Below are 25,787 nucleotides of genomic sequence, written 5' to 3'. Positions count from 1 at the left end.
TCATGTACTAAGGTGGATTTTGTAGCCAAAAAATCCAACTTCGCTTAACTAGAAAGAACTTCTAATAGAAAGGACTGATATTTTCATTGGGGTCTACTCATAAAACGTGCACCATCATTGTACTCGCAATAGGAGATTACAAGTTCGTCGAATTAGATCTTATTCGTACGATGGAATCCATCAATTCAATACCTTCTGATTTGGAAGTAATTCTATGTTGTGACGGACCTATATGGAGATCAACGCCATATATACAAGTAAAAAAACTTGACCCTCGCATTAAAATTTTAGAAACAGATGATGAAACCGGGCATCCCGGGATATTATTTAATCTAGGCATAGAACAAGCCTTGGGGAACAACATTACATTTGCATGGCCCGGGGTCATTCTGAATGTTAATGAGCTCCTCAACTTGAGCCGTTCAATGGAGAATCTCTCAGAATTAGATGGTTATTTCACTGAGTCAAATGGGTCTCAGGATTTACATTTCAAGCAGAGGATTAATTATGGGCTGCTGCAATATTTAAACTTAATTAAACTATGCGGGGCAATTATTAAAAAGAAAGCAATAAAAAGCATTGGAGGTTTTGACACAGAAAGTATATTTCAACGTTATCCTGAATGGGATTTGTTTATACGACTAACCAAATACCATTGGATCCTTCATTCAAACCATCAAATTGCACAGAATAAATGGACATGGGATGCTTACCCTTTTATACGAACATTTCCTTATTCATTTAACTTCATTCATCGGGCAATAGTTGCTAAGAGAGAGAGACGATATTCTGATCATAACAAATTAAAAGTTGTAGTTACGGGGGGTTACTGGGAGCCTCATCATAATCAATTATGTTTTTATAACTATTTTGAAACACTGAAGGGACAAAAGGATTTTTCTTGGAAACCACTATTAGATGAAGCTGCCGTTTTTGAAGACTTACATGATGCTGATCTAGTCATCATTTCAAGAGGAAAACATCCGAATGTACTGAATATTCTTCTTACATGTGAAAGACTCGGTATTCCAACACTATATATGATCGACGATAACTGGTTCACTGTTGCAAAAGATTGGCCAATCTATGAAGGTATGTTTTCACCAGGAAAACCTGAATTTGAAGTGTTTTTACAATGCCTCCAACGTTGCACTGCAACCGTAGTATATTCGCCTATTTTAGAAAACTATATCAGACCTTATGCAAAAAAAATAATTCGACTAAATCAAAACGTTGCCCTAGAACAGTTCACCCCTCATCAATCAAAGAATAAATCAAAAGCCCGAAAACTTATTGGCTATGTTGGTTCTCATCGTCATAATTCAGATGTCGCTTTTGAAGCGATGCGAATGTTTATTCATCAAAACAGTGAATGGGATATTATCATTATGGGCATGCAAATTCCTCACCAGCTCTCTTATTTACAAGGATCTGGAAGGCTCTTCCTTTTACCTTTCTCCAATTATTTACAATACGCACGTACCATTTCATCGTATAGTCCTGACATCTTAATCGCGCCGCTAGACAACACAATAACTTCGCAAAGTAAATGTCCAAATAAGTTTTTAGAAATTACGGCTGCAGGCGCTGTTGGGATTTACTCTCAAGCTTCTCCTTATACTGATCTCATACAACATGGTGTTCACGGTCTATTAATTCCAGTAGCACCAGAAGAAAATATGAAATTATGGTATGATGCCATTGCTGAATTAGCTCATAATCCGGTAAAAAGAAAGAACATGTACGACCGATCTTATAAACTTATAACCAGTCAGTTTGATACAACCGTTAATTATGACGCTTTCTTTCGAGTTATTTGCCAAATAACTAGAGTGGATAGGAGAATACGATGAAAATAGCTCTAGTATCGCATTCACCACATTTACGTGGTGCCGAAGTCATGTTGACTAACTTGGCTATAGGCCTTCATCAGAAGCATGGACATGAAGTAACTGTTATTGCCCATGGAAGCGGCCCAATGGCATCAAAATTACTAGGAACAGGTGTTAGATACTACCCATTACAGCATTTACTGCCCCTTTACCTTCTATTTGAAGATAATAGTGTACAACTATCCGATTATTTCAGGCTAACTACTAATAGTATGAATGAGATGACTACACTTTTTCGTATACTGGGCATTCAACTCGTATTAATCAACACCCTTACCTCTATAGCGGGAATTCTTACAGCCTACAAATTGAACTTGCCTAGTATCACTTGGATTCATGGCATATTAGACCATATGCTTCTTCCAAACGGCGGAGTAAACTTTAAATCAGCTTGCGACGAATTATTGGTTAGGGATGCTACTGAAGTCGTTTGCTGTTCGACCTGGAGCAAAGATCACTACCAAAACCTTCGAAAAGAAATTAAAGTCATTCCTAATTTCACTCATGTTCCCAACCAACCGTTAGCTTATCCAGATGGGATTACTACATTTTCCTGTTTAAATGCATGGGAGACTCATAAAGGTATTCCTTGTTTAATTGTTGCAGCTAAAATATTAATGGATCAAGGCCTACCCTTTATATTAAATTTGTACGGACAAGGCCCACTTAAGGGTCACTTACAATCATTAATTGAACAAAAGAACTTACAAAATCACGTTTTTCTTAGACCAAGAATGGATCAAACAGACGAAATATTCAAGCATACTCATGTTTTAGTGAATGCATCTCTTATCGAATCTTTTGGCATGACTTTAATCGAAGCAATGGCTTATGCAAGACCAATAGTAGTCTCAAATATTCCTGGTCATGTACAAACATTGGAAGAATGTGGTTTTGGTACGTTTGCAGACTCAGAATCGCCGGCTAGTTTCGCTGAAAAAATGAAATGGTTCATCCTTCATCGAGAAGAATCACGTAATCTCGGCATACAGGCTCATTCAATAGCAAAAGAACATTTTGATGGAAAAGTTTCTCTTCATAAATTCAATAATTTAATGAATTCTTTAAAAGAACAGGAAGAGCAACTAACTCCTTACCTCCTTAGAAATAGATATTCTTACAGTCAATTAATACACGGCATTATGCGATCTTTATCCAATTAATGAAAGGCAGGAAAAAAAATGAAGCTTGATATAGGGTGTGGATATAACAAACTCCCTGGCTGCATAGGCCTCGATTCCATCCGTACGCCGCAGGTTGATATTGTTTGCGATATAAACAAAGGTATACCCTTGGGAGATAATACTGTCGATTACATTGTGTCCTCCCATTTCTTGGAGCATGTAGATGATTTAATGAAAGTCATGAAGGAAATCTATAGAGTTTGCAAGCATTTTGCTACCGTATGCATTGTAGCACCGTATGCGCATACTTCACTTAATATGGCGAATCCTTACCACAAGCAAATGTTTAATGAGCACACTCCACGTTTTTTCACAAAAGATTCATATACCCCACTGTCACCAAATGATTATTATTTTCCCAATTCTCCGTATTGGCCGTTAGGCGAGAGCGATAACAGCAAATTAGAAATTGATTTTAGATTGCTCCGGCTTGAATTTTTTTATTTCCCTGAATTTGTGGGACTAAGCGATGATCAAAAAAAAGAACTGAGACAAAGCAGGCTAAATATAGTTGATCAGATCATGTACCATTTGGTTGTCATAAAGCAACCAACCTCCTCAAAGGAAATTGATATGATTAGGTTAAACCCTTTAGAAGAACCGCCTTATATTACTATTAGACGTCAACAAGACATAAAATAGGGGATAAAGATGATTAGATGATTAAGGGGCTGTCTAAAAAGTAGTAAGCTCGTTGGAGAGATAGCTCGCTTTGAATTGAAATATTTGAAAACATGAAAAAATAGCGGTACAAGGAGCTATTCCTGTACCGCTATTTTTCTAATCTGGTCTATCGTTGTTTGCTTCATGAGATTATGGGCAATGTTCAATCATTCGTCTCACTGACAGCACATAACCTTCCTCGCTGCGCAGCTTTTCTCGCACCTGCTGCTTGTAGCGCATTTTCTGTCCACTCGCGCATGTCCATTTATCTTCTTCCTCATCGTAATGCCAATTGTCAAGCTTACTAATGTCCGTCTGCCACTTCTTCGATTTTTCCTTATGGTACGTGCTGTATTTGACCAATGCCTCAAGCTCTTCATTCTCTAGGTAAGCATAGTTCTCTTCTCCGCCATATCCAGCATCTGCGATGATGTTTCCCGGCAGCTTTCCAAGTGCGGCTTTCACTTTCTCTAAGGCTTTCATTCGCTCGGAACGAAACCGGTTGATCGTGCGGAAGTCTGAGAGGGAGCTGTAAGTAAGCTCCCCAACCTTTGACTTTTAAACGATCGTAACCCCTTTAAGAATCTCATGCCAATAATTCGATTTAATCGTTTCATCAATGTACAACGGAACCTGTAAAGAGCATATTCGTTCTGATGGCCAAGAACATTCCATAATTCCCAACTGAGGATTGTCATTAACAAGAAGCACATAAAAGTGATGCTTTACTAATCGTGATAGTGTCTGCTCAAGCTCAGCTGCTTCCTCTACAGTTCCTCCTATTCTAATAAAGAGAATCCAGTGAACATGATCCGTATAGTCCAAAAATCTAGCAATTCTTCGATCCATCTTGTTTTTAAATTGAGGATAACTATACCAGTCAGCCGGCGTATTCTCAGAAACCAAAAAATCATGCGCAGAGTAGATATTATATTTATTGTCTTTTATTAGGAGCTTCTTTCCGTCGTCGTAGTATCCTTCGAACGTCATGTTTGACTTCTTCATAAATCCAGCAAAACGATGGTTTAGTAAGTTGCATACATCAGGCAATGAATATGAAATCATCCAATCTAAAACACCGCTGAACGGACGCAAGTTATTTTGAATTAAATAGCTGCTCGGATTACAATTTCTTCCTAAACTGAAAATAGCATTATACGGTCTCTTAATTTGATTTAATGATAACATCTTGTCCACCTCCCAAATATAGATCGTATACCTGATTATTCTCAAGCAAGGAACTCTCTATTCGAGAGTTCCCATACAAGGTTGCTTACTGAGGATTACTTTCATTGATCATTTTCCATTGTTCTCGTGTTATCCCGAATACGACAACATCATGATACGCACCATTGCTGTAGTGATGCTCCCGAAGCGTTCCTTCCACCAGGAAGCCGCTTTTCTCTTTGGCGCGAATCGAGCCTGTATTCGTATCGATCGCGTAAGCATATACGCGATTTAATCCCAAATCCTCGAACGCGTAGCAAAGTGCGACGCCTATCATTTCAGACGCGATTCCTTTTCCCCACATGGAGCGGTCGCCGACAATGGTTGTGCCGATTTCTGCCTTCTGATTCACGTAATCGATATCCACTAAGCTGATCATGCCGACCGGTTTGCCGGAATCACGTTCTATGCTCACAAAAAATTGTTTGCTGCGGTCATCGAGCAGCCGATCGTACCATTTCCGCTGTCCCGAGGCAGCTAGCAGCGACTTATTGAAAAAAGCTCTTCGTATTTCCTGTTGATTGCGCCAAGCTGCGACCAGCGGCAAATCCTCCGCCTCTAGCGCGCGAAGACTGATTCGTTGTCCCTCCAGCATGCTTTCCCCTCCGTGTCGTATATTGGCTTGCCTGTTAAGGCTGAAAGCTCTTCACGCAGGCCACAATTCGCTCCAAATCCTCATCTGTCAGGTTGGGATGAATCGGCAGCGTCAAAATCCGTTTCCACACCTCATTCGACACGGGTACCTCTGCCTTAAGATGGATATAGCTAGGCTGCAGATGACATGGGTAGTAATGGACGCCCGGCGCAATGTTATGATCCTTCATATGCCCAATTAGGCGATCACGGGATTCCTCGTTTGGCAGCTTTACTTGATACAGATGCCAGGAGCTGCGGGCATAGGCTTTCTCCTTAGGCAGCTCCAGCCATGCGACATCCTTAAACTGCTCGCTGTAATACTCTGCTACCTCACGGCGGCGGCCGTTCAATTGATCGAGCTTTTTCAACTGCACGATGCCAATGGCCGCCTGCATATCGCTCATATGATATTTGTAGCCAACCTTATCGACAAAATACTGCCAAGCATAAACGCGTTCGGCAGAGGAACGCATCCACGTATCCTTCGATATGCCGACCCAGCGCAGCTCCTTCAGCTTGCGTACAACCCAATCCTGATTGCTCGTAATGCCTCCGCCTTCGCCGCAGGTCAAATTTTTGACGGCGTGATAGCTGAAACAGGTCAAGTTGCCTGAAGCTCCGATCTTCTTCCCTTTGTACTCCGCGCCGCAAGCATGAGCTGCGTCTTCAATCACTTTAATGCCCTTCGAATCGGCCAACGCTTGAATCGCATCCAAATCGACTGGATGTCCTGCCAAATGAACGACGATGATTGCCTTTGTTTTATCCGTTATTTTACGTGCGATGTCCTCTACGGAAATATTCATCGTATCGGGCTCGACATCGGCAAATACCGGTGTAGCGCCCACATAGCTCACTGCATGTACCGTTGATATGAAGGTCATTGGCGGGACGATAACCTCGTCGCCTGCGCCAATATTCAACACCTCAAGCGCGAGATGCAGCGCAGCGGTCCCAGAATTCATCGCAACCATGAAGCGGGTTCCCGCATAGGCAGCAAATTCCTTTTCAAATTGCTCGGTTTTGGGCCCGAGTCCCAGCCAGCCGGAACGCATAACTTCTACTACAGCATCAATCTCTTCTTGACCAATGCTTGGTTGTAACACAGGAATGTGCTTATCCAAAAATCATTCTCCTCTCAAAGTGAGCTATACATGCAAAATATGCTGGCGCCAATTCGCCACTGATTGCTCAAGCGAAAATTGACTGCGGCTGTACGCTCCTGCATGCTCCTTAATCATATTGCGCAGCGCTTGATCATCGATCATCCGCTTCATGCCGAGATACCAGCCTTCCGTCGTCTGAGGGACCAATAGCCCCGTTGCCTCATGGGTGATACAATTCGAGTAGGCGGGTGTATTCGTATAGATGCCAGGAATTAAACAGCCTGCATACTCTCGGAATTTATTGTTCGTTTTGCATAAGTTGAACAAGGAATTAGATAATGGCGCCAAACCGAAGTCCCATGTCGTGCTATACAGTGACTGCATGAATTGGCGATAATTATGGTCATAAGGAAGAAAAGAAACGCCCGGCAAGCCTTGCAGTCCAGATGGAATAAATCCCATAAATTCGATTCTCACCCTTGCTCCATACTCCTGCAATATTCTTATGATCGCAGGAACGACCGGCTTGAAGTCCTCCTCCTTGACCGTCCCTTCATAGCCGAATACGATGACGCCATCATTGCGAACTGGCTTTGGTCCATATTCATCAAGCCATCTAAAATCGACGCTTGCCGAGAAGCAAACGACACGAGGATTGAAATGAATCCTTATATAATCAGCAAAGTAAGGTGAAATAACCTGTATGAGCTTTGAGAAAGTAAGGAAACGAATGAATGTTTCCCGGCGAATAGGATCTTTATAATAGTCTGAGATTGCGCCGACTGAAGGGATCTCAAGAAAATTATCATCGATGACATAGACGGTTGGTTTACCCATTTCATGAGCCATTTCAAGCGCGGCATACGCTTTCGGCTCAACATTGCGGATAAACACAACGATTGCAGCCTCCGCGATATGCTCTCTCGTTGCTTCTTCTTCTGTTACAACCCGAAAGTTGTAAATGCCAAGCTGCTTCATTAACCGAAAAGGCTGGAGCAAAATAATTTCAAGCGATGGAAATGACTTTACTTGCGCGATAATAAGGGCAATTGGCCATAATGTGTTCTGTTTGCCGGCCATAATGCCGTCTTGAAGACCACGATTATGTCCATCTACTCGACCATTTCGCAATCCTTTGCGGTAAGACACAGAAGGACCTATAGATTTTGCCCTGCGAGCCTTGAATCTCACTTTTCTTGTCCTCCCCTCCGTTTAAAGCTCTGAGCTGTTAATTAATTGAGCCTGCTCCACGCCCTGCGCGTAACCTGTGTTGAAGCCTTCGTTATAGGCTTGATCAAAGGCTTTGCTATAGCCCCTGTTGTAAGCAGTAGAACGATAAACCCTTTTCGCTCGACCAACCTTCGATTTCTTTTTTCTCAAACGCGTATTGGCAATGCGTCGTCTTTTTCGGACAACTGTTGTGCTCTTATGCTTCTTTGTTCTTGTCATCTTGCGTTTTGTTCTACGAATCATTATGATCACCTCCAGGAAAGTGTACGGATAGCCGGACATGGGATAATCGGATTTCCGAGCGCATAACGGCTCTCTGTCTCATGAGTGATCGGAATGGCGGCCCTTTGATGCAAATGCCATACATGCAAGGCTGCACTTGACAGGACAGATCGCAATTTGCCTTGCTGCAGCTGGTATAACAGTCCGGTTTGTGCAACGACGATGGCGCCATCCGCCAACGTCTGCTCTACATGAAACACATTGTTTAGTTGATTTAGCTTAACCTGCACATCATCCGCGCTTAGCGGAGGACCGAGCGGCCAGCTCTTCAAATCCAGCGAAGACACTTGCGTTATAGGAAGGGAGATGGGTGTCATAATCGGATACCGGATCCCATTTTCGACCCAGTAGGCTGTTGGATCTGCACCTTTAACGATGATGCAGCTAGGGTAAAAGCGATTCATTCCTGTTGAAATGCGATCCTCGCTATTTGTTGCTTCTTGCAGCGCACGGCCTGGATCGCCCCATTTGTCATAGTAATAAACCTGATTTTTCTCATAGACCGGTGCAAATTTTTCCTTTAGATGCTTCATCGTCATACTGCCATAGTGGTGCACAAACGTATCTCCTGCGATGACTAGCTTGAATCCGAGCATGGACGCACGCAGTCCGTAGTCATCATCCTCGCAGTTGCCGATCTCAAAGCCTTCGTCAAAATATCCGATTCGCTCAAAAACATCCCTGCGCATCAGCAAGCAAAAACCAGTAATACGGGATACTACCTGATAACGGGCAGCGTTTTGATGATTGTAGCCAAGTGCAAATTGCTGCATGCCTTCAACCGAATTATAGTTTGTTGGAATATATTGATCACCGCTAATATAGTTGCTGACGGGTCCAACCAAGCCGATTTGAGGATCAGAGCTTGCGCAGGCAAGCAAATTGCTCAGCCAATTTGGCGTAACGACCGTATCGTTGTTCAGCAGCAGCAAACTCGTTCCCTTCGCCATTTGCATCCCTTGATTAACAGCACCCGCGAAGCCTAGATTCGTATTATTTAAACGGAAACGTACGCCATCTGTCTCTGCCATCAGATACGGAGCCGTACCATCTGTCGAACCGTTATCTATCACTATGATTTCATACGGCTGATGCGTATATTTCCGGATGCTTTCGATGCATTCAATCAGAAACAATTTTTGATTCATAGTGGGTATAATGATGCTGGTTCCATCAAACAGCTGTCGTTTGCCTTCCATACCGTCACGAAGCCCGCTATTTAAACCTTCCTCGTAGCCGCGTTGAAAGCCATCCCCGTAGCCAGCCTTTAATCCTTTATGAAACGCTGGATGCGAATTTCTGGACTTTAAGGCTTTCTTGCGAGGTCTAAATTTGACTGCTCTCATTGCTTTTCTCCTCTCTTAATGGCTACAGAGGCGCTTCCCCATTGCTGATTTTATTCGCAAGATGACCAAAATCGATTGCTACCTTTCCCATCTCTGCTGCAATTCGCTGAACGAGAATGACAGCCGGTACCCCTGCCGATACAAGCGCAATATCGAAATCCCACAGCAGAATCTCATTCATCACGCGAGGAACATCATGAAAACCTTGTACCGGTGCGATCGCATCCACAACATGAATGCCTTTGGCCGCTAATTTCTCGCGCAGATTCGGCGCTTCGTTCCCTACAAGGAGCACCTTTGCTCCCCCAAGCAAATCGAGCAGGAAGCCTTCTAAATATAAAGAATAGTTAATGGTGGATTGAGTGAGAGCCATTTCTCGATAGGGGATGCCATAGTGGTCAAATATAGAAATGGCAAGCGGTGAGAAGGTGCGGTAGCGTGATTTTGGAATGCCTACGACAGAGGATTGGAGGATAGCTTGCAGCAGCATATCTCGCGCGTTGAAGTCAGGCACATCAATTCCAGCATAGTGAAGAAAGCTTCCATCCTTTTGAATTTGCTCAATGCTTTGCAACCCTTGAGCCATAGTGAGCAATTCTCCATCACCAAGCCTCACAATGGACAACGGTTTTCGGAGAAGCAAGGCATCACGTATAAGAACATAGACATCTAAAGTTGGGAGCAGCGGCAGCATTTGCTCCTCGTAATGCGCTAAGCCGGCTGCAATAATAGCTGTGAGCGGTACGTTTGGTAAAATAACATGCGCAGGAAGCTGCCGATCTACAATGGCATCGCCGCCCTCGAACACCCCTTTGTCAAAAGCAAGATCATAGCCTTTGTTATAGCCATCGTTGTAACCGGTGTTATAACCTGAATTAAAGCTCGCATGCTGTCCGTTCACTATTTTTTTTTTACTTAGCTTACGTTTGCCTTTCAATCTGCGTCTAAGCTGCGGCAGTACTCGCCTCGATTTGCGCTGTAGCGCTTGCTGCTGCATAATTCACCTCCAAAGCTTCATTCTTTTAGTGTTGACTGAGTATAGCGATCATTTGATGCAATCTATGAACATACGTATGCTGCTGCAATGTTCGCTTGTAGCCTCTCAGAGCAATCTCTCGCCGTTCTTCTTCGTGCGTCAAGTAATACTCGAGCTTATGGCGAAGCTCCTCCGGCGAATGAAAAATGACGATCTCCTTATCCGGCTCATACATCTGTGCAACCTCTGAACGAGCGTCAACAAGCTGAAGCGTTGCACAGCCATTAATTTCGAAAGTCCTTGGATTTACGGAACTTGCTTGAATAGGCATGCCAATTCGATTCATCTCATCAACAACGGGCCGATGAAGATTAATGACGATTTTAGCCCCATTATAGTAACGCGCAGTCTCTTCCGGCGGCATCCACTCCCCAAGCTTTATATAGGATGAAAGCTGGCGATAATTTTTCAAGCGATCCCACCACAAGCCTGAGATAAACGTACGCTTGCCTAGGAGATAAGGCGTGAGCTGATCGATGTATTGGACTCGATTCCAGAAGGCGGTACCGATAAAGCAAATATCTGTCTGCATGGCAGGTTCGACGGCAGTTGGCTGATAAAGCTTTGGACTAACCGCAAACGGCAAGTAATAAACCTGCTTGCACCCAAGCGATTGATAGAATGGAACACAATTCAACTCTAAAGTAAATACGACGTCGTAATGCGGCGCGATGTTGACCGTCCATTCCGTATAGTAAGGATCGTCAGTAAACCAAACCGCGGTTCGGAAGCCGCGCGCTCGAAGCTCATCGACCCGATCAACCGATAGGGACACTCCATTAAGCACAAGCACGATATCCGGTTGGTGAAGCTCTGCTGCTGCTAAGACCGAATCTGCGGGGCTCATCGAAAATACTTCCGTAACGACTCCGCTTAAGCCGTCGATTATCGCTTGATCCAGCGCTGGATAAGGATCGCCAATTCCGGCTGTCACATACAGTACCCTGTAAGCAAAAAGGGGGACGGCTGCCTCTCCTATTTTCGCAAGGATGCCTTGTGATCGTCCTAATCGATAGCCGGCATTCCACCCTTTGGCAAGGCCATCGTTGTTGCCGGCTTGAAATCCCTTATTCCATTTGGAATGATAGCCTGGCTTTCGCCCGGATTTCACGCGCATCATGTTCTCCCCATTCCTTAACGATTTTTCGTACTCCAATCAAATCCGATCGCTGGATCATCATAAGCAAAACGATACTCGTCAGGGTCTGCCGGATCATAAGCCATATTAGTCACATACATAATATAGGCAGGCTCCTGCCCCAGCACGCGATAGCCATGAGCTACACCGCGAGGGATGAACAGCAGAAACGGATCTTCTTCCCCCATGTAATAAACGTCGGTTTGGCCAAATGCAGCCGAGTCCGCTCTCATATCATGCAGAACGACCTGAGCGCTGCCGAATGGAAAATACCATATATCATCCTGCTTCTTATGGTAATGAAAGGCTTTGATGACTCCCGGAAAAGATTTGGACAATGATGCCTGACCAAATTCTCCAAAAATGTCATCGTCCTTGCGCAGAAGCTCCATAAAAAAACCACGATCATCGCTATGCTTTTTAAGTATCTTTTTCCGTACGCCTTCGATCACGTTTATTCAAACCTCCCTAAAAGCAACTAAATGTTCTTGTTATTCGTACCTGCAGCAATTTTGCTCCGCCACTGCAAATTGTCCACATACCATTCCACCGTTTTCCGAATTCCGCTTTCGAATGGATAATTCGGCAACCAGCCGAGCTCTTTTCTAATTCTCGAAGCATCTATTGCATAACGGCGATCATGGCCTAATCGGTCCTTCACATAGTGAATAAGCGATTCCGGCTTGCCAAGCTCGGCAAGAATGCGGCGAATAATCTCAATATTGGTATACTCGTTATGCCCGCCGATGTTATACACTTCCCCGGGGGCGCCTTGATGAAGAACAAGATCTATAGCGCTGCAATGATCATCCACATAAAGCCAGTCCCGAATATTCAGTCCGTCTCCGTACAGCGGAATCTCTTCAACGTTCAGTGCGCGTAATATCGTAAGCGGAATAAGCTTCTCTGGAAATTGACGCGGCCCGTAATTATTGGAGCATCTCGTCGTCATGACAGGCAGGCCGTACGTGTGAAAGTAAGCTCTCGCCAGCAGGTCCGCGCCAGCTTTGCTGGATGAATAAGGGCTATTCGGCGCAAGCGGCGTCGTTTCGGAGAAATAACCGCTTCCTCCAAGCGAGCCGTATACCTCATCCGTGGACACCTGTACAAAACGCTTTACCTTATGCACTCTGGCAGCCTCAAGCAGAGCAAGCGTGCCCTGCACGTTCGTTTCCACAAAGGCGAACGGATTCTCAATGCTTCTGTCGACATGCGACTCAGCCGCAAAATGAATGACGGCATCTATGCCCTCGTTCATCAATTGGGAGAGGAGCAGCTTATCGCAAATGTCTCCTTGGATAAAATGATAGTTCGGTAATGAAGCCACCTCTACTAAATTGTCGATATGGGATGCATAGGTAAGCAAATCCAAATTGTAAATGTGGTAGTCAGGATATTGGCGCAGCATATGCAGCACAAAATTGCTTCCAATAAACCCCATGCCCCCGGTAATAAGCAGCCTCAACGTTATTCACCTTCCTTCAACTTTGCTCCAGCCTCATGCAGAGATTCCATCGTCCCTGCATCCGTCCACCATCCGTTCATCACGTTATAGGTCAGAACGCCTTTGGCAGCGTACAGATTGTTGACATCCGTAATTTCGAGCTCGCCTCTTGAAGAAGGGTCTATCTTGGCAACAAGCTCAAACACTTGATGGTCATACATATAAATGCCGGTTACGCAGTAGTTCGAGGGTGGATTTTCTGGCTTCTCCAAAATGGACTTGATGATCGTGCCTTCAATGACAGGAACACCATATCTCCGTGCATCGTCGACCATCTTTAATACGACCTTTGCTCCCTCTGGCTGTAACTGAAACTCTTGAACGAATGGCAGCAAACTATCGGTAAACAAATTGTCACCGAGCAGCACGACGAACTTTTCATTAGCTTCGATAAAATCAGATGCGAGTGATAATGCCTCAGCAATTCCGCCTGCTTGATCTTGAATTTTATACGTTATTCGAACGCCAAAATCATTGCCGCTTCCCAAGTAATCCACATACATACCGGCGGACTGCTTGCCAATAACGAGTAAAATATCTTGAATGCCAGCATCAGCTAGTTTTTTTATTGCATAGTAGATCATCGGGTATTTTCCAACGGGAAGAAGATGCTTATTCATCAAGCTAGTAAGGGGACGCAGACGCGTTCCTGTACCTCCTGCTAATATGACTCCTTTCAAAGGGTCATCTCCTTTCAGCTTCTATTTTCATAGCGTGCTCATTTACTACTATCAGATGCTCCACCTATTACCGGCAAATGTCATAGACAGTTACTTGCCTTTCTCCTCTCTTGACTTATACTATGTTTGCCTAGTTCGCTAGGAAACCCTACATTTTGTCTAAATTCAGCCATCTCCTCCTCCAAGTCTCACGATTTTCGCTTTGCCCGATATGCCTTTGCTAACGTTCCGCGTATCGAATATAAACGAGGCATGCTCTATTAAATAAGACAAGGGCAAGCTTGAATGATTAGTAGCAATAATGACGCAATCCGCTTTCTTGAGCGACTCTTCTGTCAGCTCTGTGCTCTGAAGCTTAAGCCCTTCAAGCTGCAAGGTAGGGACGTAAGGGTCATGATACGAAACGATCGCTCCCTCTTGCTGCAGTAATTGGATGAGCTTAGTGGATGCCGATTCCCGGTAGTCAGCTATATCAGGCTTATACGCAACGCCATAAACGAGTAAATGGCTGTTCGACAACGTTTGATGGCCAAGATGCTTTTCGAGCTGCTGAACGATATATTTGGGCATCGTACGATTAATGGCATTTGAAATTTGTATAAAATCAGAATTAATTCCGGTTTGTTTGATTTTCCATACCAAATAGGAAGGATCGACAGGAATACAATGTCCGCCGATTCCAGGTCCGGGATAAAAAGGCGTATAGCCAAAAGGCTTGGTGCTGGCAGCATCGATAATTTCCCATACATTCAGCTTAAGCTCATCGCATATCATCGCCATCTCATTCATAAAGGAAATGTTGATCAGTCGGAACGAATTTTCCAAAATTTTTGTCATTTCTGCTGCATCTGTTGAAGAAACCGGATGAATCTGGTCAAATACCTGTCCGTATAGCTCTTCCACTCTAGCTTTGCAGCTGGATGTTATACCGCTGATAATTTTAGGAATGTTCTGCACCTGATACTCTTCATTGCCGGGATCCAGCCGCTCAGGCGAATAGCCTGCAAAAAAATCCGTTCCCGCCTTTAAACCGAATTGACTAAGAATAGGAACCAATACCTCACTCGTTGTGCCTGGATAGGTGGAGCTCTCCAATATGACAAGCTGTCCCTTGTTCAATCTATAGCTTATTTCTATCGCAGCTTGAGTCAAATAGCTTAAGTCAGGCGTTCTATGCGATGTTAGCGGAGTCGGTACACAGATGATAATAGCTTCAGCCTCATGCAAGCCGTTGTAATGATTGGAAGGCATGAAGCGCTTTGATGACAGGGCTTCCTGGATGACTTCATTTTGAATATCCGTTATATAGCTAATTCCTTCATTAAGCAGCTTCGTTTTTTGACGATCCAAATCAATGCCCAGCACATGAAACCCCTTTTGAACAAATAGCAACGCCAGCGGAAGGCCAACATAGCCCATCCCAACAACTGCTACCGTTCGCCGCTCTTCTTTGGTATTAACACATTGTTCCTTGCTCATATTCTATGATCTCGCCCTCTCTCTAGCTGCTTTAAATAACTTAATTACTATATGAACAATAAATAGAAATGGATTGGACAGTTTGCTGTCTGAATTTACTTTTGTACAGCATTCCTCAATAAAAAAAAGAAGAAGCTTGATTTCTCAAGCTTTCTCCTCATAACCCTATCCCTTGATAAAAATATCCGAGAGTTCGCATGTCTTGCGCATCCAGCATATTACGTCCATCGAATACGTTCGGCTGCTTCATCACAGCTTTCATTTGAGCCCAATCCAGTTTTCTGAAAATCGGCCACTCCGTGCATATGATGACGGCATCGGCATCTTGCAGCGCTTCCTCCAGCTGGGAGCATTCGTTTACCGCATCATATTCGGTGTTGTCAGGCAGGACGGCAACTGGATCATACAGCATAATATGAGCATGTTCGCTTAGCAGGCTTTCGATTACACGGAGTGCCGGAGCCTCCCGGATATCATCTGTATCAGGTTTGAAGGCCAAACCTAGTATCGCTATCTTTTTATTGGCAATGCTTCCCAAGCGCTCTCTCGTTTTATCGATCAAGTAAGCATGCTGCGTTTGATTGACCTGAACGACCTTCTCCAAAACAGACAGCTCGATACGATTTTGCCTTGCCGTCAGAATTAAGGCAGAGACATCCTTCGGAAAGCACGAACCTCCGTATCCGATCCCGGCTTGCAGAAAGCTATCGCCAATTCGGGGATCAAGTCCCATTCCATTTGATACTTCCTTCACATTGACGTCAATGGCGTCGCAAAGTCTAGCAAGCTCGTTTATAAAAGATATTTTGCTCGCTAAAAATGCGTTTGAAGCGTATTTGATGAGCTCAGCTGTTCTAGGCGTAGTTATGACAACGGGGCATTTGACGGATTGGTAGAGCGATTGAAGCAGATTTGCGGCTCGTTTGCTATTGGAACCGATAATAATGCGATCAGGATTTAATGCATCAACCACTGCTTTTCCTTCACGCAAAAATTCCGGGTTTGATGCTACGTCGAAAGGATACGATTGTTCCTGCGCGGCGCCGATCCAAGCGGTAATCTGCTCCTGCGTCCCTACTGGAACGGTGCTTTTGGTTATAACGAGCTTATAGCCATTCATCTTCTGTCCGATATCCTCGGCTACCTGCTTCACATAGCGCATATCTGCGCTGCCGTCGGGACGAGATGGCGTTCCGACGCAAATAAAAATGATATCATTGCCTTTAATTGCCTCGTCGTTATTAGTAGTAAATTTGATTTGACCGGACTGTATATGCTTACTGAGCAGCGCTTCGAGTCCTGGTTCGTAGAAATGCAGAAAGCCCTGCTCTAGCTGCTTAATTTTATGTGCATCGGTATCAAGTCCCGTCACTTGCCAGCCTAGCTCGGCAAATACCATAGCAGTGGTTGACCCTACATATCCCGTGCCAATTACCAATATATTCATTGGTTTCCCCCTATTCCCTTACATGCAATCCTGCCATAATGGATCGATTGCCAATGACCGTATCTTTTAATAAAGTAGAGATGTGCAGCAAATGTACGCCGTTCAAAATAATGCTGTTCTCTATTCGGCAATTCTCAATATGCGAATCTTCACCGATCGAGACATACGGCCCAATGACACAATCCTTCAATATACTGCCTTTAGCAATGGTTACAGGCTCAACAATCGTGCAGTTGCTTAAAATGACCGATTCATGAATCGACTTCTTGCTTGGCATCTTATCCAGCATTTTTTGGTTGGACTCCAACCACCTCTTTAATGTGCCAACGTCCATATTCAGCTTATCCGTCAAATGATAGGTAACCGTCAGGTTTTGATCGATAAGCCATTGAATGGCGTCCGTAATTTCGTATTCGCCTCTTGCTGAGGGCTTAATATCATTAACCGCAGCGAAGATCGAACCTTTAAAGGCATACGCGCCTAAGACGGCGAGCTTGGACCTTGGCAAACTAGGCTTCTCTTCGAGCCGTACGATACGATCCTCCAGCACCTCCGCAATGCCGTAATCCTGCGGATTCGCAACCTCCGCGAGCATCAGCGACGCCTCACTCCCCCGTTCCTCCACGTCATTCTTCAATTCGGTTAAACGATCAGAAATTAAATTGTCACCGAGCAACAACAAAAAGGCTTCATCTCCGATAAACGGTTGTGCCTGCTTCAACGCATCCGAGATGCCCTTCGCCTCATACTGGTAAATATAAGTGATCGTGACATGCATTCCTTCTCCCAAGCCAAATTGTTCACGGATATCAAATTCCTGTGACGGATGGATGACAACCCCGATCTCCCTAATCCCTTGCTCTGTCAACTTCTCAATACAGGATTGCAAAATGGGAGTGTTAGCTACAGGTATGAGCGTTTTCGGATGTTTGAGGGTGAACGGATACAGCCTAGTCCCTTTGCCGGCACAGAGAATAAGTCCTTTCAAAACGCATCTCCCCTATTAAAAAAATCAATTTCTATCATCCTATGAAATGGAGCTGCTATTGGTGTAGGCCGAGCTTATAAAATGAATAGATTAAGAGCGGAAAAGAACTGCTGCCATCTAATGAAAACGCCGTGCCAGGAACAGTTGACCATTCATATTCTACGGTGTGATGTCTTATAGATACTAACCTAAAGGAGCAGTGCGACTTTGAAAATTGCACAAATATCTACAAATACAATAACGGTCCCTCCTAAAGACTATGGCGGCACGCAGCGTGACGTACATTATCTTACCGAGGAACTGGTTCGTCGCGGACATGAGGTCATCTTGTTCGCCAAGCAAGGCTCTACATCCAAATCTACTCAAACCTTTGAATATCCATCCAATGATCGCAAGAAGCAGCTCGATTTTATAATAAAAAACCTCCCAGACGACGTCGATTTTATTCATGATCATTACGGTATTGTAGCTAAAGCCAATCCGCCAATCCCTACGATCCGGAACTCCCATTCAAAGGGCGTCGCCGGCGTGCAAATTCCGATCTATGTAAGTAAAACGATTTTGAGAAAATACGGTAAAAATAAAGGCTATTACGTGCATAACGGCATCCGGGTTGAAGATTATTATTTTCAAAAGGAGAAAGACGGCTATCTGTTATTTTTGGGCCGGTTAATCGAGCAAAAGGGCGTCCATCTCGCGATCAAAATCGCACAGAAAACCGGAAAAAAATTGATCATTGCTGGTCCTTTAAATGATAGAAAATATTTTAATTCTAAAATTAAGCCTCATTTAAATCATAAAATCCGCTATGTAGGATCAGTCGGCGGGAGCAAGAAACAAGAACTGCTGGCCGGTGCAAGCTGCGTGCTGTTTACATCCATCTGGGATGAGCCGTTTGGCCTTGTGCTGATCGAGGCGCTCGCAAGCGGTACGCCTGTCCTTGGCTTCAAGAAAGGCGCCGTACCGGAGGTTTTAAAGGGGATGCCGCAGCTGCTTTGCAGAAATACCAAGGGGATGATCTCAAAAATCAGAAACCTAAAAAAGCTGCCCTCGGCCTATAAATGCAGGCGGTACGTCAAAACTCACTTCTCCGACAGCGTCATGACCGATAACTTTCTCAAGCTCTACAAAAAAATTATTAAAAGTAAAAAATATAAGCTTGTGAAAAATTCCTTATGGAATAGGCGCAAGGCGAAGGCCAATAACGAAATCGAGGAGTTGAATTAAATGGTAACCATTATTGCATGCACCATGAGAAACTCTTATATGGATAACGTGTTCGCCAACTATGATCGGCAAACCTGGAAGGACAAACAAATGATTATTATTTTGAACAAAAACAATATGGACCTTTCAGCTTGGAGGGAGCGAGCAAAGCAGTATCCTAAAAACGAAGTGAGGGTCTATAAGCTGCCGCAGAAATATAAGCTGGGCAAATGCTTGAACTACGCCATTTCCTTGGCAAAGGAAGGCATGATCGCCAAGTTTGATGACGATGACTATTATGCTCCAAAATATTTACGAGAGTCTGTAAGGGCGCTGAAGAAAGGAAAAGCAAACATTATCGGCAAGCATACCTCCTATCTTTACTTTGAAGAGAAAAAGGCGCTTATGGTCTTCCGTAGAGGAGGAGAGCGAAAGTATCAAAGATCCATTAAGGGAGGAACGCTTCTCTTTAAAAAGTCGGTATGGAGAAAAGTGAAATTTCCTGAGAACAAGCTGGTCGGCACTGACTCTGGATGGACTGGCAGATGCAGAAGAAGAGGATTTAAAATCTATTCTGTCTCCAAAAAGCACTACGTCTGCATAAGACGAAAAAATATTGGCTCGCATACGCAAAAAAAGAGCACAAGAAGGTATATGTCCCATTGCAGGCTAGTCCGTCATACCCGCCACTTTGCAAAGTATATTTCTTAGAATGCCCAACAATTGAAATGTCCGTATCACGAGTGGAACAGCATTCATATTCTAAAAAGGGAATGCTTGTAAATTTTGAACTTAAGGGAGCTGTGCGATTTTGAAGATAGCACAAATTTCGACCAATACGATACCAGTTCCACCAAAAGATTACGGAGGCACGCAGCGGGAGGTTCATTATCTAACCGAAGAGCTCGTTCGGCGCGGACATAAAGTCATTTTATTTGCGAAAAAAGGCTCTACGGCCCGCTCTACCCAAACCTTCGAATATCCGTCCAATGACCGAACAGAGCAGCTCGCATTTATAAAAAAAAATCTCCCCAGCGATGTTGATTTCATTCATGATCATTACGGAATCGTAGCCAAATCCAACCCTCCTATTCCCACCATACGAAGCTCGCATTCAAAGGGCGTATCCGGCGTGCAAATCCCCGTTTATGTGAGCAAGACGATTTTGCGAAAATACGGTAAAAACAAAGGCTACTATGTGCATAACGGCATTCGGGTTGAAGATTATCGCTATCGAAAAAAGAAAAAGGGATACCTTCTATTTCTTGGTCGGATCATCAAGCAGAAGGGCGTTCATCACGCCGTCGAAGTCGCCAAAAAAACCGGGAAGGACCTTATTCTGGCTGGCCCCATAAATGATAAAAAATATTTTAACGCTAAAATTAAGCCTCACTTGAATAAACACATTCGCTATATAGGGCCAGTTGGCGGCAGCAAAAAGATGGATCTGCTGTCTCGATCAAGCTGCGTGCTCTTTACGTCCACTTGGGATGAGCCATTCGGTCTCGTTCTGATTGAAGCGCTCGCCAGCGGAACGCCTGTGCTTGGCTTCAAGAAAGGCGGCGCCGTACCGGAAGTGCTGAAAGGTTTGCCGCAGCTGCTTTGCAGCAATACGAAGGATATGATCGATAAAGTCCAGAAGCGTTCAAAGTTTCCTTCAGCCCGCGCTTGCAGGAGCTATGTCCAAAAAAACTTCTCCGACCGCTCCATGACCGACAAGTTTTTAAAACTATATAAAAAAATTATTAAAGAGAAAAAATATAAAATCATGAGAAATACCGTTTGGAATAAGCGCAAAGCCAAACATAAAGGCAAGGGGCTGAAATAAGTGGTAACCATTATCGCATGCACGATGAGATCCTCTTATATAGATAATGTATTCGCCAACTATAATCGCCAGGATGTGCTGGACAAAGAAATGATTATTGTTTTGAATAAGGATGACATGGATATTAAGCTGTGGAAGGAACGAGCGAGCCAGTACCCCAATAACGAAGTTAGAGTCTATAAGCTTCCGCAGAAATATATGCTGGGCAAATGTTTAAACTTTGCGATCGCCAGAGCGAAGAATGGATTGATTACCAAGTTTGATGACGATGATTATTACGGCCCAAAATATTTAAGAGAATCCATGCAGGCGCTCAGGGCAGGCAAAGCCAGCATTGTCGGCAAAACCACCTCCTATCTTTATTTTGAGGAAACAAAAGCATTAATGGTGTTCCGTGCCGGCAGCGAGCGGTCGTATCAAAGGTCCATTAAAGGCGGTACGCTGCTTTTTACAAAGTCGGTATGGAGAAGAGTGAAATTTCCTGAGAATAGAGCGGTGGGTACCGATTCGGAGTGGACCTTCAGGTGCAGAAAAAGAGGATACAAAATTTACTCTGTGTCCAAAAAGAATTATGTTTGCGTCAGAAGAAAAAATGTTGAATCTCACACACAAAAGAACAGCACAAAAAGATATATGGATTATTGCAGGCTGATCCGTTATACGACTGACTTTACAAAATTCGTTTCGTAATCCATCTGCATAGGAACTGGCAACCGATTCGTTGCTTATTAAGTTGCGGGAGAGGGGGCTCGATAGATGATGAGCATCGCGAATGAAGGCGTATCTATAATAACCTCAACCATTCGGCCGGAGCATATCCATCATATTTTTCAAAATTTTGCCCGCCAGACGTGGAATAAGAAAGAGCTCATCATTATCGTTAACAAAAACAGTATTTCATTGATCCCTTATAAGCAGAAGGCGCAGCAATATCCGAATGTCCGCGTCTATCGAGCCGATCAGCATAAAAACTTGGGGTCATGTCTCAATTACGGCGTTGCCAAAGCCAAATATAATTACATCGCCAAATTTGACGATGACGATTATTACTCGCCATATTATCTCCCTGAGGCTATGTATCAGTTCGCGAGCTCAAAGGCGGATGTCGTAGGCAAGCGCTCCTGCTATTTCTTTTTTCCCCATAGATCCAAGCTCTTGCTTCGCAAAACGTCGGTACCTCCCTTCAAGCCATGTAAAAAAATCGCCGGTGCGACGATTATGTTCAACAAAAGAGTATTCGAGAAGGTTCAATTTGCAACAAATGTGTACCAAGGCACGGACGTAAGATTTGTTCGCGCTTGTTTAAAGAACGGATATCGGCTGTACACAACCAGTCCTTATAATTTTGCAGCCTATCGCAGGCCCAATAACCTTTCACATACGTGGAAAGTAACCGACAAGCAGCTGCTGACAGACAAAAACGCCAGCATTATCAATACAAATGACTTTAAGCCATACATTAATAAATCGCTAAACAAGCTGAACAAGCAGCACTTGCTCCCTGCTCGCTTTAAATACAAAGGCTTGTCCGCTTCGCAGTCTTGAATGATGACAAATAAATGAATGGAATACAAATCGAGCCTTAGAAGCGATTCTAAAGGCTCGTTTCCTGTTTGTATTATTCGATACATAAGTCTTTCAAAAGGTTGATCGGCGTTTTTTACGAGGAGAATACCGTTTTTTGCGTCCTAGCCTTCTTTTTCTTGCTTGTGCATCCAGCTTGCTTCTTTGCGTTCGAACCGGTACGGAAGGTACGCTTTCGCTAATTTGCTCTCCTGTAAAATAAGCATTCGATAGCAAGAATGGGTTTTCAATTTCGGGATTTTCGTAGCCATTGCGGCGGAACATCTCTTTCGTTTGATCGGTAATTAATTCGCCGCTAGAGAAAAGGCTATAGCTCCATGGAGCGCTGTTTATCGCTAGCTGCTTCATTCCTATTAATTCATTGTTATATTCGAGGAATAGACTTCCGTACAACTCTCCTCTAGCTGAATCGATCCATGAGGTTGCCGGCAAGAAATCATGAGATAAAAGAAGGGACCGCAGCGGCTGATTATCGATAGTATAAGCACTAGGCGAAACCTGGTGCACATTCCATCTTTCCATCATATTTCCGGGAGACACCAGATATCCCGAATGGCGCAGAGCATACACATCTTCGAAGAGCGTATGCGTAAGATCAAGCCATGCTTGGTCGCCGTACCTTTTATTTCCATCGTCATAATAGCAATGGTTCTCGCTTAGCCTGCTCCACCACGCTATAAAGCGCTCGGCGGCCGGATGACGTTTTAACGCCAAAAATCCCGGATGGTAAATGCCTCTTTGGCGAGTGGTGGACAACCAATCCAGATCCAATGATTCAAGGTGAACAGCATTGCCGATTAAGATGATAGGATGATTCAACGCAATGACGGAAAGCTCCTCGAGTGGCGATATAACCTTCGTTTCCGCATCCATATAAACCATTAATTGCTCTTCCGTATATCTGTCATACAGGTACTTCATCAATGGCGCCTTGCTAGCCCGCGCTGCTTCCTGAGCCGTATATTGAAAAAAGAATTTTTGCATATCAGGGTACGCACCCAAATCTCTTATTAGTACAACTTCGTCAAAATAAGGGCAAATGAGCGCTTCGCTCGGCATAGCACTTTCAATTATACCTACTACGACCTTGCAATCTCGCATTTGCTTTTTGACTGATTTAGCCAATATCATCGCGCTCGGCAGGAGGCTTGCGCTCGAAACCGTTCCAATGATCATGCTGCTCCACCCCGTTTAAACAGTTGTAGTCGATTGTCATTCACGGTTGTTCAACCATCTCCTCTCTTGCCATATACTATGTTTGACTAGATTCATAAGCAACATATACGAGTCTAAATTTATATAAAAAAGCTTTGAATATAGAAGTAGATTTCAACAAAAAGGCTCAAGGACACTGTCCTCAAGCCATTGATTCTCATTGTATAATATTTCAGTTAATCGTAAATGAACCGCATGTCCTTGATGCTTCTGGTCTCCATGTTTTTGTCATCTGACCTAGCTGGAAATATCCGCTCAGCCATCGCATTAAATTCTGCAATGAAGCCTTGAATCGGATGTCCAAGCTTCACATCGTTCATATACGCATTCATTCGGCCGACAAAATCCGGATTCGCTGAGACATACACATGCTCAACGCCAGGCTTTAATTTTCTAACCTCTTTAGCGATATCATCCTTCATTTGATTAGTAAGCATATGATGTCCTGTAGATAAGCTGCTCATTCGTCTGCTGACCCTTGCACCCTCTTGGCCCATATAACCGCTATTTGTCCGGCTCATCAATTTGGATTCAACCTTAGGCTCATCCTCATCTAATGAGACAGCGACATATGCATTATGATCGGTCAACAACACGTAAGCTGATTTCACTGCATCCATATCCATAATCTTCTTAGCAATTGCCTCGCTCATTTCCATTCGATAATTTTTATGCGAGCCAATGACGTTATTGCTGTTGAGCCTTCGACCGTTCACACGGTTCATTTCGTTCATTTGATCGTTGGCAAACCGTTTATCCTTTAATAAATTGCCATTTGCATCATATCTTACGCTGTTTTGGCGAATGTTTTTATTCCCAAGATCTCCTTGTTTTTCCATGCAGCCTGCCAGCATTGTGCTTAGCAGCAAACCTGCAGTCAAAGCAGCGAATGGTTTGCGCATTTAGCCACCCTCCATCTTTTTAAATTAGGCCTCGAACCTTTCCTTATCGTTTGTCTTTTCCGCATGAGCTATTCATCTCATTGACAAAGATGCAGGGATAAAGTAAATTAGTATCAACTACTAGTACTTGGTACTAAACTTGAGAGGAAGTGCTCCGTATGAACAAAACACAATATGCTGCCATTCACTCGAATGCCGTCATTACCGCTATCGGCTCGTACGTTCCTGAACGAATATTAACAAATGCTGATTTGGAGAAGCTAGTGGAGACGAGCGACGAATGGATCATGCAGCGAACCGGCATCAAGGAGCGGCATATCGCCGCAGACAACCAATTTACAAGCGATCTTTGCTTTGCTGCTATTCATGACATGATTGAACGCTACGACGTGAGCGTGGCCGATGTCGATTACATTATTATAGCTACCTCTACGCCGGACGCCGTATTTCCGAGCGTAGCGTCACAGGTACAGTCTCATTTTGGCATCGCTAGCGCTGGAGCTGCCGACATACAGGCTGCGTGCGCAGGCTTCGCCGCTGCCATACAGCTGGCCAACGGCTTGCTGCTCTCTGGCGCATATCGCAAAATTTTAGTCATAGGAGCAGAAACGCTGTCCAAAATTACCGATTACACCGATCGCACCACATGTATTTTGTTTGGCGACGGAGCAGGCGCATTTCTTATAGAAGCATCCGAGGACGGGCATGGCGATATTGCAGCCGTATATAATAAGACCGACGGTACCCGCGGCCATCTGCTTTACCGGAGCAGCTTAGCTTCCGCAATCGGGGAGCATGACATTCATACGAACGGTTTTATTGTGCAAAATGGCAGGGAAGTCTATCGCTGGGCGGTCAGCCATGTAGCGGAAGGAGTCCAGCAGCTTTTAGAGAGCAGCGGACATTCCACAGCGGATATCGACTGGTTTATTCCCCATAGCGCAAATATGCGCATCATCGAATCCCTTTGCGAGCGTTCCGGCTTCACGCTTAGCCAGACTTTATCCAGCATCAAGCATTACGGCAACACCTCTGCAGCTTCCATACCGCTTGCGATCGACGAAGCGGTCAAAGCAGGTACTGTTAAGCCAGGCCAGCTCATGCTCCTGTATGGCTTCGGTGGAGGCCTTACGCAAGCCGGCGTCATACTTCGGTGGTCCCTGTAAACGAACAAATAAGCCCTATATTCAATCGTTCTGCTTGACATTGCAGTG

Annotated in this window: 25 protein-coding genes and 1 pseudogene; 9 read left to right on the top strand and 17 right to left on the bottom strand. The window is 44.2% G+C overall.

Annotated features, from left to right (window positions below):
• Nucleotides 1-170 precede the first annotated feature (170 nt).
• Genes AC1TPC_RS17450 through AC1TPC_RS17440 form a run of 3 tightly spaced genes read left to right on the top strand, consistent with a single transcriptional unit; the run spans nt 171 to nt 3,718 of the window.
• Nucleotides 171-1,853, top strand: coding sequence for a glycosyltransferase family 4 protein (locus AC1TPC_RS17450; RefSeq protein ID WP_482068088.1), 1,683 nt, complete (start codon nt 171-173; stop codon nt 1,851-1,853).
• Nucleotides 1,850-3,055, top strand: coding sequence for a glycosyltransferase family 4 protein (locus AC1TPC_RS17445; protein WP_482068087.1), 1,206 nt, complete (start codon nt 1,850-1,852; stop codon nt 3,053-3,055). The genes AC1TPC_RS17450 and AC1TPC_RS17445 overlap by 4 nt, the downstream gene beginning before the upstream one ends.
• 18 nt (nt 3,056-3,073) lie before the next feature.
• On the top strand, nt 3,074-3,718 hold the full coding sequence (locus tag AC1TPC_RS17440; protein ID WP_482068086.1) for a class I SAM-dependent methyltransferase: 645 nt from the start codon (nt 3,074-3,076) through the stop codon (nt 3,716-3,718).
• 183 nt (nt 3,719-3,901) lie between these two features.
• On the opposite strand, the pseudogene AC1TPC_RS17435 reads toward AC1TPC_RS17440, so the two are convergent.
• The 15 genes and pseudogenes from AC1TPC_RS17435 to AC1TPC_RS17365 form a co-directional block, all read right to left on the bottom strand.
• Nucleotides 3,902-4,213, bottom strand: a pseudogene (locus AC1TPC_RS17435) (IS1182 family transposase); the annotation flags it as partial.
• An 84-nt stretch (nt 4,214-4,297) separates the two neighbouring features.
• A complete protein-coding gene (locus AC1TPC_RS17430) occupies nt 4,298-4,927 on the bottom strand; it encodes a DUF1796 family putative cysteine peptidase (protein ID WP_482068085.1) in 630 nt (209 codons plus the stop codon).
• An 85-nt stretch (nt 4,928-5,012) separates the two neighbouring features.
• The gene (locus AC1TPC_RS17425) at nt 5,013-5,561 is read right to left on the bottom strand and encodes a GNAT family N-acetyltransferase (RefSeq protein WP_482068084.1); all 549 of its coding nucleotides are present in this window, start codon (nt 5,559-5,561) and stop codon (nt 5,013-5,015) included.
• 34 nt (nt 5,562-5,595) lie between these two features.
• Entirely contained in the window at nt 5,596-6,726 is a 1,131-nt protein-coding gene (locus AC1TPC_RS17420; protein WP_482068083.1) for a DegT/DnrJ/EryC1/StrS family aminotransferase, read from the bottom strand.
• 24 nt (nt 6,727-6,750) lie between these two features.
• A complete protein-coding gene (locus tag AC1TPC_RS17415; RefSeq protein ID WP_482068082.1) occupies nt 6,751-7,899 on the bottom strand; it encodes a glycosyltransferase family protein in 1,149 nt (382 codons plus the stop codon).
• A 21-nt stretch (nt 7,900-7,920) separates the two neighbouring features.
• Nucleotides 7,921-8,181 carry a hypothetical protein gene (locus AC1TPC_RS17410; protein WP_482068081.1) on the bottom strand — a complete coding sequence of 87 codons (261 nt, stop codon included), beginning with the start codon at nt 8,179-8,181 and terminating at the stop codon, nt 7,921-7,923.
• A 5-nt stretch (nt 8,182-8,186) separates the two neighbouring features.
• On the bottom strand, nt 8,187-9,566 hold the full coding sequence (locus AC1TPC_RS17405) for a glycosyltransferase family 2 protein (RefSeq protein WP_482068080.1): 1,380 nt from the start codon (nt 9,564-9,566) through the stop codon (nt 8,187-8,189).
• A 22-nt stretch (nt 9,567-9,588) separates the two neighbouring features.
• Nucleotides 9,589-10,563 carry a GT-D fold domain-containing protein gene (locus AC1TPC_RS17400; RefSeq protein ID WP_482068079.1) on the bottom strand — a complete coding sequence of 325 codons (975 nt, stop codon included), beginning with the start codon at nt 10,561-10,563 and terminating at the stop codon, nt 9,589-9,591.
• A 25-nt stretch (nt 10,564-10,588) separates the two neighbouring features.
• On the bottom strand, nt 10,589-11,722 hold the full coding sequence (locus AC1TPC_RS17395) for a CgeB family protein (RefSeq protein WP_482068078.1): 1,134 nt from the start codon (nt 11,720-11,722) through the stop codon (nt 10,589-10,591).
• 14 nt (nt 11,723-11,736) lie between these two features.
• A complete protein-coding gene (locus AC1TPC_RS17390) occupies nt 11,737-12,192 on the bottom strand; it encodes a dTDP-4-dehydrorhamnose 3,5-epimerase family protein (protein WP_482068077.1) in 456 nt (151 codons plus the stop codon).
• Nucleotides 12,193-12,218: 26 nt separating this feature from the next.
• A complete protein-coding gene (gene rfbB, locus AC1TPC_RS17385) occupies nt 12,219-13,205 on the bottom strand; it encodes a dTDP-glucose 4,6-dehydratase (protein WP_482068076.1) in 987 nt (328 codons plus the stop codon).
• 2 nt (nt 13,206-13,207) lie between these two features.
• A complete protein-coding gene (locus AC1TPC_RS17380) occupies nt 13,208-13,924 on the bottom strand; it encodes a sugar phosphate nucleotidyltransferase (protein ID WP_482068075.1) in 717 nt (238 codons plus the stop codon).
• Between the two features lie 165 nt (nt 13,925-14,089).
• Nucleotides 14,090-15,403 (bottom strand): nucleotide sugar dehydrogenase, encoded by a 1,314-nt coding sequence (locus tag AC1TPC_RS17375; protein WP_482068074.1) that lies wholly within the window; start codon nt 15,401-15,403, stop codon nt 14,090-14,092.
• Between the two features lie 157 nt (nt 15,404-15,560).
• Complete coding sequence (locus tag AC1TPC_RS17370) at nt 15,561-16,850, bottom strand: UDP-glucose dehydrogenase family protein (RefSeq protein ID WP_482068073.1); 1,290 nt, start codon at nt 16,848-16,850, stop codon at nt 15,561-15,563.
• A 10-nt stretch (nt 16,851-16,860) separates the two neighbouring features.
• Entirely contained in the window at nt 16,861-17,838 is a 978-nt protein-coding gene (locus tag AC1TPC_RS17365; protein WP_482068072.1) for a sugar phosphate nucleotidyltransferase, read from the bottom strand.
• Between the two features lie 207 nt (nt 17,839-18,045).
• Between AC1TPC_RS17365 and AC1TPC_RS17360 the strand changes: the two genes are divergently transcribed.
• The 5 genes from AC1TPC_RS17360 to AC1TPC_RS17340 all read left to right on the top strand — a co-directional run bounded on the left by AC1TPC_RS17360 (nt 18,046) and on the right by AC1TPC_RS17340 (nt 22,417).
• Nucleotides 18,046-19,065, top strand: a complete 1,020-nt coding sequence (locus tag AC1TPC_RS17360) for a glycosyltransferase (protein ID WP_482068071.1) — start codon at nt 18,046-18,048, stop codon at nt 19,063-19,065.
• Nucleotides 19,066-19,755: a glycosyltransferase family 2 protein gene (locus AC1TPC_RS17355; protein ID WP_482068070.1), complete on the top strand. Its 690-nt coding sequence runs from the start codon at nt 19,066-19,068 to the stop codon at nt 19,753-19,755.
• A 100-nt stretch (nt 19,756-19,855) separates the two neighbouring features.
• Complete coding sequence (locus AC1TPC_RS17350) at nt 19,856-20,872, top strand: glycosyltransferase family 4 protein (protein WP_482068069.1); 1,017 nt, start codon at nt 19,856-19,858, stop codon at nt 20,870-20,872.
• A complete protein-coding gene (locus AC1TPC_RS17345) occupies nt 20,873-21,562 on the top strand; it encodes a glycosyltransferase family 2 protein (RefSeq protein WP_482068068.1) in 690 nt (229 codons plus the stop codon).
• A 66-nt stretch (nt 21,563-21,628) separates the two neighbouring features.
• On the top strand, nt 21,629-22,417 hold the full coding sequence (locus AC1TPC_RS17340; protein ID WP_482068067.1) for a glycosyltransferase family 2 protein: 789 nt from the start codon (nt 21,629-21,631) through the stop codon (nt 22,415-22,417).
• A 93-nt stretch (nt 22,418-22,510) separates the two neighbouring features.
• Here AC1TPC_RS17340 and AC1TPC_RS17335 read toward each other — a convergent pair whose 3' ends face one another.
• Nucleotides 22,511-23,632 carry a hypothetical protein gene (locus AC1TPC_RS17335; RefSeq protein WP_482068066.1) on the bottom strand — a complete coding sequence of 374 codons (1,122 nt, stop codon included), beginning with the start codon at nt 23,630-23,632 and terminating at the stop codon, nt 22,511-22,513.
• 215 nt (nt 23,633-23,847) lie between these two features.
• Nucleotides 23,848-24,573, bottom strand: a complete 726-nt coding sequence (locus tag AC1TPC_RS17330) for a YhcN/YlaJ family sporulation lipoprotein (RefSeq protein WP_482068065.1) — start codon at nt 24,571-24,573, stop codon at nt 23,848-23,850.
• 158 nt (nt 24,574-24,731) lie between these two features.
• Here AC1TPC_RS17330 and AC1TPC_RS17325 point away from each other — a divergent pair, with 158 nt between their 5' ends.
• A complete protein-coding gene (locus AC1TPC_RS17325; RefSeq protein ID WP_482068064.1) occupies nt 24,732-25,739 on the top strand; it encodes a beta-ketoacyl-ACP synthase 3 in 1,008 nt (335 codons plus the stop codon).
• The last annotated feature ends 48 nt before the right edge of the window (nt 25,740-25,787 follow it).

Source organism: Paenibacillus sp. Y280 (assembly GCF_056786335.1).
Note: the sequence above shows the minus strand (reverse complement) of the source record. Positions and strands in the feature narration are given on the sequence as shown.

What these genes read in the sequence shown, in the direction of transcription:
- AC1TPC_RS17450 (WP_482068088.1), top strand. Translation starts at nt 171, where the DNA reads ATGGAATCCATCAATTCAATACCTTCTGATTTGGAAGTAATTCTATGT.
- AC1TPC_RS17445 (WP_482068087.1), top strand. Translation starts at nt 1,850, where the DNA reads ATGAAAATAGCTCTAGTATCGCATTCACCACATTTACGTGGTGCCGAA.
- AC1TPC_RS17440 (WP_482068086.1), top strand. Translation starts at nt 3,074, where the DNA reads ATGAAGCTTGATATAGGGTGTGGATATAACAAACTCCCTGGCTGCATA.
- AC1TPC_RS17430 (WP_482068085.1), bottom strand. Translation starts at nt 4,927, where the DNA reads ATGTTATCATTAAATCAAATTAAGAGACCGTATAATGCTATTTTCAGT.
- AC1TPC_RS17425 (WP_482068084.1), bottom strand. Translation starts at nt 5,561, where the DNA reads ATGCTGGAGGGACAACGAATCAGTCTTCGCGCGCTAGAGGCGGAGGAT.
- AC1TPC_RS17410 (WP_482068081.1), bottom strand. Translation starts at nt 8,181, where the DNA reads ATGATTCGTAGAACAAAACGCAAGATGACAAGAACAAAGAAGCATAAG.
- AC1TPC_RS17405 (WP_482068080.1), bottom strand. Translation starts at nt 9,566, where the DNA reads ATGAGAGCAGTCAAATTTAGACCTCGCAAGAAAGCCTTAAAGTCCAGA.
- AC1TPC_RS17400 (WP_482068079.1), bottom strand. Translation starts at nt 10,563, where the DNA reads ATGCAGCAGCAAGCGCTACAGCGCAAATCGAGGCGAGTACTGCCGCAG.
- AC1TPC_RS17395 (WP_482068078.1), bottom strand. Translation starts at nt 11,722, where the DNA reads ATGATGCGCGTGAAATCCGGGCGAAAGCCAGGCTATCATTCCAAATGG.
- AC1TPC_RS17375 (WP_482068074.1), bottom strand. Translation starts at nt 15,403, where the DNA reads ATGAGCAAGGAACAATGTGTTAATACCAAAGAAGAGCGGCGAACGGTA.
- AC1TPC_RS17370 (WP_482068073.1), bottom strand. Translation starts at nt 16,850, where the DNA reads ATGAATATATTGGTAATTGGCACGGGATATGTAGGGTCAACCACTGCT.
- AC1TPC_RS17355 (WP_482068070.1), top strand. Translation starts at nt 19,066, where the DNA reads ATGGTAACCATTATTGCATGCACCATGAGAAACTCTTATATGGATAAC.
- AC1TPC_RS17340 (WP_482068067.1), top strand. Translation starts at nt 21,629, where the DNA reads ATGATGAGCATCGCGAATGAAGGCGTATCTATAATAACCTCAACCATT.
- AC1TPC_RS17335 (WP_482068066.1), bottom strand. Translation starts at nt 23,632, where the DNA reads ATGATCATTGGAACGGTTTCGAGCGCAAGCCTCCTGCCGAGCGCGATG.
- AC1TPC_RS17330 (WP_482068065.1), bottom strand. Translation starts at nt 24,573, where the DNA reads ATGCGCAAACCATTCGCTGCTTTGACTGCAGGTTTGCTGCTAAGCACA.
- AC1TPC_RS17325 (WP_482068064.1), top strand. Translation starts at nt 24,732, where the DNA reads ATGAACAAAACACAATATGCTGCCATTCACTCGAATGCCGTCATTACC.